Source organism: Hungatella sp. L36, assembly GCF_014288035.1.
The window spans coordinates 401753-414067 of the sequence record NZ_JACOPC010000003.1 but is presented as its reverse complement, the minus strand read 5'-3'; the positions used below and the strand labels follow the sequence as shown (position 1 = coordinate 414067).

At 52.4% G+C, this 12315-nt stretch carries 11 protein-coding genes; 7 read left to right on the top strand and 4 right to left on the bottom strand.

Going from position 1 to position 12315, the window contains the following annotated elements; translation table 11 throughout:
- Nucleotides 1–132 precede the first annotated feature (132 nt).
- On the top strand, nucleotides 133–1536 hold the full coding sequence (locus H8S80_RS10725) for a family 4 glycosyl hydrolase (RefSeq protein WP_117630775.1): 1404 nt from the start codon (nucleotides 133–135) through the stop codon (nucleotides 1534–1536).
- A 241-nt stretch (nucleotides 1537–1777) separates the two neighbouring features.
- Entirely contained in the window at nucleotides 1778–2176 is a 399-nt protein-coding gene (locus H8S80_RS35080) for a DUF6783 domain-containing protein (RefSeq protein ID WP_412300529.1), read from the top strand.
- On the opposite strand, the gene H8S80_RS34815 is transcribed toward H8S80_RS35080, so the two are convergent.
- Both H8S80_RS34815 and H8S80_RS10720 read right to left on the bottom strand, forming a co-directional pair.
- Nucleotides 2143–2604, bottom strand: a complete 462-nt coding sequence (locus H8S80_RS34815) for a PucR family transcriptional regulator (RefSeq protein WP_243007837.1) — start codon at nucleotides 2602–2604, stop codon at nucleotides 2143–2145. The genes H8S80_RS35080 and H8S80_RS34815 overlap by 34 nt on opposite strands.
- Entirely contained in the window at nucleotides 2601–3686 is a 1086-nt protein-coding gene (locus tag H8S80_RS10720; protein ID WP_243007836.1) for an acyl-CoA synthetase family protein, read from the bottom strand. Before H8S80_RS10720 ends, H8S80_RS34815 begins: the two co-directional genes overlap by 4 nt.
- Before the next feature lie 226 nt (nucleotides 3687–3912).
- Here H8S80_RS10720 and H8S80_RS10715 point away from each other — a divergent pair, with 226 nt between their 5' ends.
- From H8S80_RS10715 to H8S80_RS10695, 5 genes are all read left to right on the top strand, one after another.
- A complete protein-coding gene (locus tag H8S80_RS10715; RefSeq protein WP_117630774.1) occupies nucleotides 3913–4419 on the top strand; it encodes a (2Fe-2S)-binding protein in 507 nt (168 codons plus the stop codon).
- 1 nt (nucleotide 4420) lies between these two features.
- The gene (locus H8S80_RS10710; protein WP_117630773.1) at nucleotides 4421–6688 is read left to right on the top strand and encodes a xanthine dehydrogenase family protein molybdopterin-binding subunit; all 2268 of its coding nucleotides are present in this window, start codon (nucleotides 4421–4423) and stop codon (nucleotides 6686–6688) included.
- A gap of 7 nt (nucleotides 6689–6695) precedes the next feature.
- Nucleotides 6696–9122: an FAD-dependent oxidoreductase gene (locus H8S80_RS10705; protein ID WP_117630772.1), complete on the top strand. Its 2427-nt coding sequence runs from the start codon at nucleotides 6696–6698 to the stop codon at nucleotides 9120–9122.
- 127 nt (nucleotides 9123–9249) lie between these two features.
- On the top strand, nucleotides 9250–9873 hold the full coding sequence (locus H8S80_RS10700; protein ID WP_117630771.1) for a nucleotidyltransferase family protein: 624 nt from the start codon (nucleotides 9250–9252) through the stop codon (nucleotides 9871–9873).
- Nucleotides 9874–10013: 140 nt separating this feature from the next.
- On the top strand, nucleotides 10014–10985 hold the full coding sequence (locus H8S80_RS10695) for a hypothetical protein (RefSeq protein WP_187049052.1): 972 nt from the start codon (nucleotides 10014–10016) through the stop codon (nucleotides 10983–10985).
- Between the two features lie 212 nt (nucleotides 10986–11197).
- Here H8S80_RS10695 and H8S80_RS10690 read toward each other — a convergent pair whose 3' ends face one another.
- Together H8S80_RS10690 and rdgB are read right to left on the bottom strand one after the other, a co-directional pair.
- Nucleotides 11198–11698 carry a metallophosphoesterase family protein gene (locus H8S80_RS10690; protein ID WP_002604602.1) on the bottom strand — a complete coding sequence of 167 codons (501 nt, stop codon included), beginning with the start codon at nucleotides 11696–11698 and terminating at the stop codon, nucleotides 11198–11200.
- Nucleotides 11695–12309, bottom strand: a complete 615-nt coding sequence (gene rdgB / locus H8S80_RS10685) for an RdgB/HAM1 family non-canonical purine NTP pyrophosphatase (RefSeq protein ID WP_117630769.1) — start codon at nucleotides 12307–12309, stop codon at nucleotides 11695–11697. Before rdgB ends, H8S80_RS10690 begins: the two co-directional genes overlap by 4 nt.
- Nucleotides 12310–12315 lie beyond the last annotated feature (6 nt).

The window sequence follows — 12315 nt, the reverse complement described above, 5'->3', positions numbered from 1 at the left end:
AGTAGCCAAAAGTACGAAAATACCAGAAAAAGCATCGATTCTATAAGCTTTATAATACTATACTGCTGTATAATTAGCAATAGAAAGAAATGAGACACGAAAGCAGGAAATGCATAGAAGGAGGATTTTACCATGAAATACGAAAACAACAAAGTCCGTGATTTGAACATCGCTTATATCGGCGGCGGCTCCAGAGGCTGGGCCTGGACCTTCATGACCGACTTATCCATGGACGATTCCTTAAGCGGAACCATCCGTCTTTACGACATCGATGAGGCTGCGGCCAAAAATAATGAAATCATCGGAAATAAGCTGACTGCCAGAGAGGATACCACTGGAAAATGGGATTACGTTACCTGCAGCACCATCGGAGAAGCGCTGACCGGCTGTGACTTCGTCGTAATCTCCATACTGCCCGGCACATTTGATGAAATGGCAAGTGACGTTCATCTGCCGGAACGCCTCGGAATCTACCAGTCTGTCGGCGACACCGCAGGCCCTGGCGGAATGATCCGCGCCCTGCGCACCATTCCCATGTTTGTAGAAATCGCGGAGGCCATCAAAAAGTACGCTCCGGAAGCATGGGTCATCAACTACACCAACCCCATGACCTTATGTGTGAAGACTCTGTACCATGTGTTCCCGCAGATCAAGGCATTCGGATGCTGCCATGAAGTATTTGGCACGCAGAAGGTATTAAAGGGCATCTGCGAGGAAACCCTTGGTCTGACCGGGATTGACCGCCGTGACATCAACATCAACGTGCTGGGAATCAACCATTTTACATGGCTCGACAAGGCTTCCTATAAAGGAATCGATCTGTTCCCTGTTTACCGTGATTACATCGACAGCCACTACGAAGAAGGCTACAACGAGCCAGACAAAAACTGGGCCAACAGCACCTTTGACTGCGCCCACCGCGTTAAATTTGATTTATTCCGCCGCTATGGCCTCATCGCCGCCGCAGGCGACCGTCATCTGGCAGAGTTCATGCCGGGCGGTGAGTATTTAAAAGATCCCGAGACCGTATCTTCCTGGAAATTCGGCCTGACCACAGTAGACTGGAGAAAGGCTGATTTGCAGAAGCGCCTCGACCGCAGCCACCGCCTCGTATCCGGTGAGGAAGAGATAAAGCTTGAACCGTCAGGAGAGGAAGGAATCCTGTTAATCAAGTCCTTATGCGGCCTGGAACGCTCCATCAGCAACGTCAACATCCCGAATACCGCCCTTCAAATTGCCAATCTCCCGGCAGACGCCGTGGTAGAAACCAACGCTGTATTCAGCTTAGACAGCATCCAGCCCATCGTCGCCGGCACCATACCGGAGCAGGTAAAGACCTTAATCGCTCCTCATGTAGAAAATCATGAAAGAATTTTAAAAGCTGCACTTACATACGACCGTGCCCTCGTCTGCGAAGCCTTCCTCGCCGACCCGCTTGTCAAAGGACGCGCATCAGAGGAAGAAGTACAAACTCTGGTAAACGATATGATCGCCAACACCCTAAACTACCTGCCAGACGGCTGGAAAGAAAACTAAAACCAAATACTTTTTTATAAAAAGGGTGCTCCGCCTTGTCACCTTCAGGCCGGAGCACCCTTTTTCCATCCACCATTTATTCCAGGCTAACCTAAGCTAATCTAATCCCCCCTCCAAGCCAAAAATCTACGTTTTACCTCCTTACAAAGCCAGTACCCAGCCTCAGATCTTGTGGAGCGCGGGAGGGAGGCAGGGACGAAGGGGGGCCTTTTCCGAGGTTCGCAGGAACTTAAGGGGAAAGGTGGGAAAAAGGGGAGGTGAAATCTGGCCTCCAAGCCAGATTTCAAGTGGACACGGAGGCGAAGTCCTTCAGGAGTTCGGCGGAGTTTCCGCGATCCTCGCCTTTTTCCCGCCTTTCCGCTTTAGAGCGTGTCTGAAAATTCATTTCCGCCAGCTGCACGCCCCACTTCGCGGGAGATTGAGCCCCAATTCAGTCAGCGTAGCCCACTACGCCTCCTTCATCGGGGCCCAATCTCCCACAAAGTGTGACGCACAGCTGACGAAAAGCAATTTTCAGCCACACTCTAGTTCCTGCCACCGAGGAAACAAGCCCCCCTTCGTCCCTGCCTCCCTCCCGCGCTCCACAAGCTCTGAGGCGTCCCCTCCTCACTCCCCTTCCCTCGGCAACGTCCCACTATAACACCCGCTCTTCATCCACAGCGGAAGCAGCTTCGCCAGCACGCTGAACAGAAGCCGCCCCTCATCGCTGGAGAGGTCCGCATCCCACAAATCCTCGATCAGCTTAATCCGGTAGCGGACAGTATTAACGTGTGTATACAATTTGTCCGCCGTCTTCTGGTAATTGAACTTACATTTGACAAAGACCCTTACAGTCATCGCCAGGACATCCCGTTTTTCCTCATCCATCTGATTCAGAAGTTCGTCCATTTCCCCCAGCATCTGGTTGATAGGCCATGAATTCTCCGGGTAGTTGAGCAGCCGGTAGATACCTAAATCATGGTAATAGCAGATCCGCTCGCCGTACTCCAAAAGTCCGGCGATATGGGCCGCGCTTTCCGCCTCAAAGAATGCGGTAACCGCCTGGAAAATGGTGTAATACCGGCTCACTCCCGCCCGGCGCCATCTAAAATGTCCAGCAGACGGCGGCCAAAATGGTCCACATCTTCCGTCGATACAAACAGCCGCAGACTCCCTTCCGCCGAAAAGCTGTAACAGAGCTGCTGCGGAAAATAATGATGGATCAGATAGGACAAATACTCCTTTTTTCCGTCCGCCGCACCGTCTGTCTCCTGCTCCCGAAGCACCAGCGCATATCCGGATTCCGGAAACAGGTTTGTCACTGAGGAATCCGGCATCTGGCCGCCGCAGATCATTTCCATCGCGGCCTCAATCCGGCGGGAACGCCGTTTGTAATCGTCGATACCGGTACATAGAATGGAGGCGTAGTTTAAAAGTATGTAATCCGATGGCTCGAATCTGCCCTCTTCTCCAATCAGGCAGAGCACGCCAAATGGCAGGCGGTTTTTAAACAGCTCCGCCTGCAGCAGCATTTTCTCCGAATACGATGAGGAATAGAGGCTTACATGGGATAACGGGGACTTCTGCGGCTCCTTCCGCCAGTAGGCCGGATAAAAAACAGCCTCATTCAGCACGGGAACCGGCGGTTTCACAAAGGTATCCTGCCCCACGATCAGCGCGGCCTGGCAGCCTGTCCAGTAACTCAGGCCGTCTAAGAGAGAATCCGTTCCGCTGGTGTAAAACCGGTGCTGAAGATCTTCCAATACCCTGTCATACGCTCTTACGGTTCCATCCGTCCTGGACGCGATCAGATGAGAATACTCATTTATCAGCGATGCAAAACGTTTCGCTGCCACAGTCCCGAAGACCAGTTCCCGCTCGCGGCATGCCTTTGCCAGCGCATCAATCCGCTCCTCTTCCTCCCCGGATAAATCCGCGAGAAATCCGGCCGCCCCACGGCCCTTTCGCTCATCCAGCCACAAGGCCAGCGGCTCTCTCCCACTGGGAATCAGGCCGCCGCATACCAGAAGCAGACTCTGCGGCTCCCACACTGCCGGCCCGGACCTGCAAATAAAAGCCAGGCCTCTAACCTCTTTCTCATAAAACGGTGTCCGAAAGCGGCACTCTGAAAAAGTCCCGCATCCGGCCAGATACTCCAATTTTAATTTCATTTCCGGCGAAGCTCCTTTCCCTACAAAAACATGGCTCACTTTTTGTAGATTACCTGTCTTACACCTGTGTTATAGTTATTTTAGGCATAATGATATATTTTTGTCAATAACGTTTCACTTTTTTAGTCAATTGCCGAAAATGATTATCAGACACGCCCCAGAGGCAGCAAGACGGAGATTCGATGATCCGTTTGATAAATACCATTGTAAGGAGGTTACAAAAATTATGGGCGAAAACAAAAAATTGGTCGCAATCACCGTCAACGGCGATGTGTACCAGCTGGGTGTGGGGAATGCGGTGGGTGAGATTGCTCCTGCGGACACACTGGCAGAAACGCTGCGTGAGCGACTTCTGCTGACGGGAACCAAGATTTCCTGCGATGACGGCGCCTGTGGCTGCTGTACCGTTATCATGAACGGGAAGGCCATACCGTCCTGTACGGTGCTGACCATCGAGTGCGACGGCGCCGACATCCGTACCATCGAGGGGCTCCAGGACCCGAATACAGGCGAACTGGATAAGGTACAGCAGGCATTTGTCGACCACTCCGCGTTTCAGTGCGGATACTGCACACCGGGAATCATCATGACGACCGAAGCACTGCTGGCGGAAAATCCGCATCCGGATGAGGAAGAGATCAAGGAAGCTCTGGCCGGAAATTACTGCAGATGCATCAGCCATTACCAGGTGCTGGAGGCCGTGAAGCAGGCCGCCAAAGAAGGGAGTGAATGATATGGGTAAGGAATTCAGATATGTGGGTAAGCCGACTCCCCGAATAGACGGCAAGGCCATTGTAACAGGGTCCGCCGAGTACGCAAACGATATACATATGCATGGAATGCTGTACGGCCGTATTAAAATGAGTCCCCATCCTCACGCGATGATTAAAAAAATAGATGTGAGCAGGGCCATGGAACTCCCCGGAGTCAGAACGATCATGACCTATGAAAATGCCTTTGACTGGATTACCGGAATGCCTGCGCAGAAGCGGCTTCTGGACCGCCATGTCCGTTTTGTCGGTGACCCGGTAGCGCTGATTGCCGCCACATCAAACCGCATAGCCGAGGAGGCGGCCGATTTAATTGAGGTGGAATATGAGATTCTCCCGGCTGTCCACGATTTGGACGAAGCCATTGCCGACGGAGCCCCGCAGTTATACGAGCAGTTTCCTAACAATATCATAGAGCGCGGCTGCCCGCCCTTCGGCCCCAAGGCCCTGCAGGAGCTGGTCATCGGTGATATCGATAAAGGCTTTGAGGAATGTGCTGTCGTCGTAGAGGGAACCTCCAGGTATGAGACGATCTCCAATCCGCTGCCCGCTGAGAGCCCGGGCCTCGTCGCCTGGTGGGATGGGCCGAACCAGTGCAACATGAAGGGCAGTTTCCAGAGCCCCAACATTCAGAAAATGATCATGCAGCTCGCCATGCCAAATGTCAACGTCCGTGTCATTTCCGCCAATGTAGGCGGAAGCTTCGGAAGCAAGAACACGGTTCCCATGGAAGGTCTCTACTGCGCCGCACTGGCAAAGGCTACGGGAAAACCGGTGAAGCTGGTCATCTCCAAGGAAGCGCATTTAGCCACCTATATGCTCCGTTTAGGCAGCCGTCTGACCGCAAAGGTGGGACTTCTCCCCGACGGTACGGTTCACGCCTACGAGGGAACCTGGCTGGTCGGCTCAGGCGTTCACTCCGACTTTGGCCAGGGCCAGATCGCCAACGGCTTAGGACGCGCCATGCTGCTGCTCAACAAATGCAAACACTGGAATTACCAGCCCCATCTGGTCGCCACCAACCGCTGCCGTTCCGGCGGTATCCGCGGATTCGGCGGACAGGAATCCTATGCATCACTCGTTCCGGTCCTGTCCATGGCTATGGCAAAAATGAATTTAAATCCGGTTGAATTTTTCAAGAAAAATATGTGCGACATCAACGGCGGCTATTACTGGGTTGAGGGGCACTGGTGGGAAAATCATTTCTTAAGCTACAATGATGTCATGGATCACGCGGCCGAGCACTTCGGCTGGAAAGATAAGTTCCAGGGCTGGCTGACGCCGTATAAGACCGAAGGAAGCAAGCAGTACGGCGCAGGCTGCTGTGTCCACGGAAGCGCAGACTGCGGTATGCTTCACGGCGAGGCCTTCGTCAAACTGGACGGTTGGGGGACAGCCAATATCAACGTCTGTATCGCCGAATCCGGTATGGGACAGCGGTCCTCCGTTGTAAAAATGGCGGCCGAAATTCTAAACCTGCCGTTGGATAAAGTAACGATCTCGACGCCTGACAGCCAGGATAACCCATGGGACTGGGGACTGGCCGGATCGAGAGGAACCCTTGTATACGGGCGCATGGTAGGCGACGCGGCCCGAAACGCCAGAACACAGCTGCTGGAAGGCGCGGCCGCAATTCTTCACTGCCCTGCCGAAATGCTGGATACGCGTGACGGAATCATTTTCATGAAAGACAACCCGGAAGTCGCGCTTCCGTGGATTGCCGTGTTAGGGCCCATGAACACCATTACGGGCCATGGCGTCTTCGAAATGGATCACTCCAAGCCATGTTTCATGATCGCATTCGTCGAGGTGGAAGTGGATACCGACACCGGAGACGTGAGAATTGTGCGCATAGTAGAGGGAACCGACGTCGGACAGGTCATTGATCCGTATTCCTTAAAGATGCAGTTAGAGGGCGGCCTGGGAAGCTGCGGAAGCGACAGCGCCATCAACGAGGAGATGATTCTGGACGAAAAGACCGGAAAATTCCTGACTAACAACCTGGTTGATTTTAAGTGGAGAGTCTTCCCGGATCTTCCGACCTTTGAAACCCATATTGAAGAGACCCCCAACGATTTAAGCGCATTTGGAGGAATCGGAGTCGGTGAGATATCCGGTGCTCCGTTACCGGGCGCTATCATGATGGCGGTTTCCAATGCAATCGGCATTCAGCTTATGGATTATCCTCTGACACCGGATCAGATCCTTAAGGCATTAGGAAAGGCGAGGTGAACACCAAATGAAAAATTTTAACCATACGGATGCAGAGAGCTTAAGCCAGGCCGCCGGCATTTTAAAAGAAGAACAGCAAAATGCCCGAATTATCGCAGGCGGGACGGATCTGCTCAGTGTCTTAAAACATAAATTAGAACCGGATTACCCGGAAACAATTGTGAATATCAAATCCATAGAAGGACTGGACCATATCGTGGAGGACGAAGACGGCCTGAAGATTGGTGCGACCGCCAAACTCTGTGATATTGCGTCCTCACCTCTGATTCAGCAGGAATACGGTGCGTTGGCCGACGCCGCGAGAAGTGTGGCGACTCCCTTAATCCGCAACCTTGCCACCATCGGCGGCAATCTCTGTCAGGAAGTCCGTTGCTGGTACTACCGCTATCCCGATGAAATCGGCGGCAGAATCCAGTGCCTCCGCAAGGGGGGCGACACCTGCAACGCCATGACCGGAGAAAATAAGAACCACTCCATTTTCGGAGCCAGGAAGGTAAACTTAAGCGGCTGTTCTTCCAACTGTCCCGCCCATGTGGACATCCCGGAATACCTTGCAAAGCTGCGCGCCGGCGATATGGACGGCGCAGCATCGATCCTTCTGGAGGCTAACCCGATTCCGGCCGTCACCTCCCGTGTCTGTACCCATTTCTGCCAGATGAACTGCAAGCGGAAGGAGTACGATGACAATGTCAATATTGGAGGCATGGAGCGGTATGTGGGTGACTATATCCTGGAACACAGCGACCGGTTTATGGTACCCCCGAAGACAGACAGCGGCAAGCGTGTTGCCATCGTAGGCTCCGGCCCCGCCGGTTTGACTGCGGCATTCTATTTAAGGAGCCGCGGACACAGCGTCCGGGTGTACGATAAAATGGAGGAAGCCGGCGGACTTCTCCGCTATGCAATTCCGGAATACCGTCTGCCAAAGGAGATTGTCAGAAACTTAATCTCGGCTCTGGAACACATGGGGATCGAATTCCTGACAGGCGTTGAGATCGGAAAAGACATCCCGGTGAATGATCTGGTGGAACAGTATGACAGCGTCTTTCTAAACACGGGCGCCTGGAAACGGCCTCTGATCGGGCTCGATGGGGAAGAGCTCACCACCTTCGGCCTGGATTTTTTGATTGAAGTCAATAAATGGATGGAAAGCAAGATCGGCAAAGATATCATCGTTGTCGGCGGCGGAAACGTGGCGGTGGACGTGGCAATCACAGCCAAACGTCTGGGCGCTGCAAACGTGGTTATGGCGTGTCTGGAACCGGAAAATCAGATGCCGGCAAGTGAAGAGGAATTGAACCGCGCCAGAGAAGAAGGCATCACGATCCTCCCCTCCTGGGGGCCGAAGGAGATTCTCCGCGACAATGGAGAAATCGTAGGGCTCGTCTTAAAACGCTGCACCGCCGTCTTCAATGAGCTGGGTCATTTTTCCCCATCTTACGATGAAAACGAAACTACCACACTTCACGGCAGTTCCATCCTCATGGCGGTAGGCCAGAAAACCGACCTCTCCTTCCTGGGTGAGGCGCTGGAGCTGGAGGTCAGCCGCGGACTGATATCTGTAGACCCTGCGACTATGAAAACCAGTGTGGATAAAGTATTTGCAGTCGGCGACGTCACGACCGGACCGAAAACGGTGGTGGACGCCATTGCAGACGGCAAAAAAGCTTCTGTCGCCGTCCACTGCTTTATGACCGGCGAGGCGGAAGGGGACACGAGACACCCGCTAGGCGGGCTGATTACCTTTGACGCCTCCTGTACCGGTCACTCCAAAGCCGCCAGGCTGCCGGAACGCCCCAAGGAGGAGCGTGGACTTCATCTGGAGGATTCTTATGGACTTACGTGGGAACAGGTGCAGGAAGAGGCAAAACGCTGCTTTAACTGCGGCTGTCTCGCCGTGAACCCCTCCGATGTGGCAACCGTTCTCACCGCAATGGACGCGGAGATCGTAACCAGCAAACGCAGAGAACCGATCGGGGAAATGATGAAGAAATCCCATTGCCGGCTGGTGGAAGAGGACGAAATTGTAACGGAAATCCGAATTCCGGCTTCCGCCAGGGACTACCGGATCGGCTATGATAAGTTCCGTGTCAGGGATTCCCATGATTTCGCCGTAGTCAGCGTCGCCTCCGCCTACAAGGTACAGGATGGCGTCGTAACAGATGCAAGAATTGTATTGGGCGCCGTCGCCCCGATTCCGCTGCGCGCCAAGGAGGCGGAAGCTTATATTACCGGAAAAGCAGTCACTGGGGAACTGGCAGCGGAAGCGGCTGAGATCGCCCTTCAGGGAGCGCTTCCGCTTTCCAAAAATGGCTATAAAGTACAGATTGCCAAGACTCTGGTACGAAACTCCTTGCTAAACGCCAGAACTCCAGTGCGGAGCGAGGACAAAGGCGCTGACGCGCGAGGGACGAAACGCCAAAAACAAGCTTAACGGCAGTGGCGGGAGGAAAGAAATCGGTATCCCCCACTGACATGAAGTCAAGCCGCGCATCTATAAGAGGTAGCCGCACTCTGTGAAATGATCGAGCGTGGATTGAAACAATATAGGAGGGAAGCTTATGGGCAGAATTGAAGCAATACTTTTAGCCGCGGGTTATTCTTCCAGGATGGGGCGTTTAAAATCTCTTCTGCCCATAGGAGGGACCACGGTGATTCGCAGGCAGGCCGAAGTACTTGACGGCCTGACCGACCGGACCATCGTGGTGACCGGTTACCGTGGAGATGAGGTGGAAGCACATTTATCCGGAAGCCGCGTGACAACGGTCAGAAATCAGGCCTTTGCGGAGGGTATGTTTACCTCGGTAAAGGCCGGGATTCTGGCTCTGGACCAGGAGGTTTCGGCATTTTTGATTCTGCCGGTAGACTACCCGCTGGTAACACGGTCGCTGATAGAAGATCTGATAGAGGAATTCCACCACTCGGGCGCTCCCGTCCTGTATCCCTCTTTTTCAATGCGGAAAGGCCATCCTCCTGTGATCTCGGCCGCCTGCATTCCGGATATACTGTCTTATCAGGGCGATGCGGGACTAAAAGGAGCACTGACACCATTTAACAGCGAAGCGGAGTATTTTTCAGCGGAGGATGAGACCTGCATCATAGATATGGACACGCCGGAGGACTATAAAAAGGTGCTGGCGCTGGAGGCAGGGCTGCATCAGAGGCTTTTCACTGCCGCCAGGTAACGTATCCAGCGACAAGCGGCCGGGAGATAATAAAAGCCGGATTTATAATTATTTTTAATGAATTTTCACAATAATAAGCGTGGTTTTTTACTCCTATTCGTAGTATAATGTAGTTACTCTCACGGAAAGGAGGTAAGATCATGTTAAATACACAGAACCAGGAATTATTACAGGCGATCGGATGTATGGTTGGCGAAAAATTGGAGACTTGCTTTACTGAGTATGACGCGAGGTTGGATGCGAAGCTGGATGCTCGTTTTGCTGAGTATGATGCGAGGTTGGACGTGAAGCTGGATGCCCGCTTTGCTGAGTATGATGCGAAACTGGACGCCCGCTTTGCTGAATATGATGCGAAACTGGACGTTCGCTTTGCCGAATATGATGCGAAGTTAGACGCCCGCTTTGCTGACTACGACGCCAAACTTGATTCACATTTCGCCGACTACGACGCTAAACTCGTTTCACAATTCGCCGACTACGACGCCAAACTTGATTTACGTTTCGCCGACTACGACGCCAAACTTGATTCACGTTTCGCCGACTACGACGCTAAACTCGTTTCACAATTCGCCGACTACGACGCCAAACTTGATTTACGTTTCGCCGACTACGACGCCAAACTCGTTTCACAATTCGCCGACTACGACGCCAAACTTGATTTACGTTTCGCCGACTACGACGCCAAACTTGATTCACGTTTCGCTGACTACGACGCAAAACTCGTTTCACAATTCGCCGACTACGACGCTAAACTCGATTCACGTTTCGCCGACTACGACGCTAAACTCGATTCACGTTTCGCCGACTACGACGCTAAACTCGATTCACGTTTCGCCGACTACGACGCCAAACTCGATTTCCGCTTCGAATCAACCACCGCATACCTTCTGTCAGAAATAGACACCCGTATTGCCAAGAGCGAAGCCATGCTTCTCGATGAAATTGAGCGCATCCACATGCAGGTATGGGAAAACTCCAAAAAGCTGAAGCAGCTCCAGAAGGACGTATCCTCGCTGAGATCGAAAGACAATGATTTCGGCATCATTTATTCCTATCTGAATAAGCTCGACTTCCGGGTCTGCAGACTGGAGTCTGCCCTATCGCCCCTATAACCCCTGAAATGAAAAACGCTCCGGCATATCGTTGCGGGAGCGTTTTTATAAACAAACAGGTATCTGGCAGTACGGACTACCAGACCTTCGTATTCTAATATTCCATTTTTCTGTAACATCCCAAATCCACTTACACACCTTTACACATTTCTTCCCACAAATTTCACTACAAACACTTCTTCCGCAATCTCTTTTTCTTAATTCTCCACCCACTAATTATACTGCGGCTCCAGAAAGTTTAAAGTAAAATGCGCCTTCCCCTGATCATCCAGTTCCATAATCATAAACGACGGTTTCCTGCCATCCTGTCTGGGATAAGACAGACTTCCGGGATTCAAAATAGTTACACCGCCCCGCACCTCATAGAAAGGTCTGTGGGTATGTCCATACATGACGATATCCAGACGGCGGTCTCTCGCCTCCTGCTCCAAGCGCTCCACGCCCAAAGACACATTATAATAGTGACCGTGAGTCAGAAGGACGCGGTACTCTCCGATCTTCAATTCCTTCTCCCGGTCTAAATTGGAAAAAAAGTCGTTGTTTCCCAGCACCATTTCAAGGTCACAGCCTTCTCCAACCCAGCCGGCGATTTTCGTTTCGCTGCCTTCCGCATCGCCAAGATGAATAAGCATATCGAGCGGCGATGTCTTCTCAATCACTTTTTTCAGATTATCGTCTTTTCTGTGTGTATCGCTCACAATTAATATCTTCATCGCACGTCCCCCTTATAGATCTCTTCCAGCTTCCGCTTCATCGCCTCAAGCGCTTTTCCGCGGTGGCTGATCCGGTTTTTCTGCTCCATGGTAATCTCCGCGCTGGTCACTCCGAACTCCGGCAGGAAGAGGATCGGATCGTATCCAAAGCCGCCATTTCCCGCCGCTTTTTCTGCAATGGTTCCCTCCATGGTCTCTTCCGTATGGATAACACTTCCATCCGGCAGCACAGCTGCAATATTGCACACAAACCGGGCGCTTCTGTCGTCACCGGCCGCCTCATTGACCCTGGAGATAATGGTCTGATTCTTGATCTCATAGGAAGTATCCTCGCCCATATATCTGGCTGAATAGATACCCGGTTCGCCATTTAGGCAGTCCACCACCAGGCCGGAATCATCCGCAAGGACAATCCCCCCGGTCTCAGCCCACACCGCTTTCGCCTTGATCTCCGCGTTCTCACCGAACGTTTTCCCATCCTCGACGATCTCCGGATCGGCCCCGGCCTCTTTCATGGATAAAATCTCCATTCCCAAATCGGCCAGAATCAGCCGGATCTCCTTCATCTTTCCTTCATTGCCAGTGGCAAATACGATCCTGTTATCACTCATTTGTAT

Excerpts from the sequence above, each read along its gene's own strand:
- H8S80_RS10710 (WP_117630773.1), top strand. The coding sequence starts at position 4,421 with ATGGGTAAGGAATTCAGATATGTGGGTAAGCCGACTCCCCGAATAGAC.
- H8S80_RS10705 (WP_117630772.1), top strand. The coding sequence starts at position 6,696 with ATGAAAAATTTTAACCATACGGATGCAGAGAGCTTAAGCCAGGCCGCC.
- H8S80_RS10695 (WP_187049052.1), top strand. The coding sequence starts at position 10,014 with ATGTTAAATACACAGAACCAGGAATTATTACAGGCGATCGGATGTATG.
- H8S80_RS10690 (WP_002604602.1), bottom strand. The coding sequence starts at position 11,698 with ATGAAGATATTAATTGTGAGCGATACACACAGAAAAGACGATAATCTG.
- H8S80_RS10720 (WP_243007836.1), bottom strand. The coding sequence starts at position 3,686 with ATGAAATTAAAATTGGAGTATCTGGCCGGATGCGGGACTTTTTCAGAG.
- rdgB (WP_117630769.1), bottom strand. The coding sequence starts at position 12,309 with ATGAGTGATAACAGGATCGTATTTGCCACTGGCAATGAAGGAAAGATG.
- H8S80_RS10715 (WP_117630774.1), top strand. The coding sequence starts at position 3,913 with ATGGGCGAAAACAAAAAATTGGTCGCAATCACCGTCAACGGCGATGTG.
- H8S80_RS10700 (WP_117630771.1), top strand. The coding sequence starts at position 9,250 with ATGGGCAGAATTGAAGCAATACTTTTAGCCGCGGGTTATTCTTCCAGG.
- H8S80_RS10725 (WP_117630775.1), top strand. The coding sequence starts at position 133 with ATGAAATACGAAAACAACAAAGTCCGTGATTTGAACATCGCTTATATC.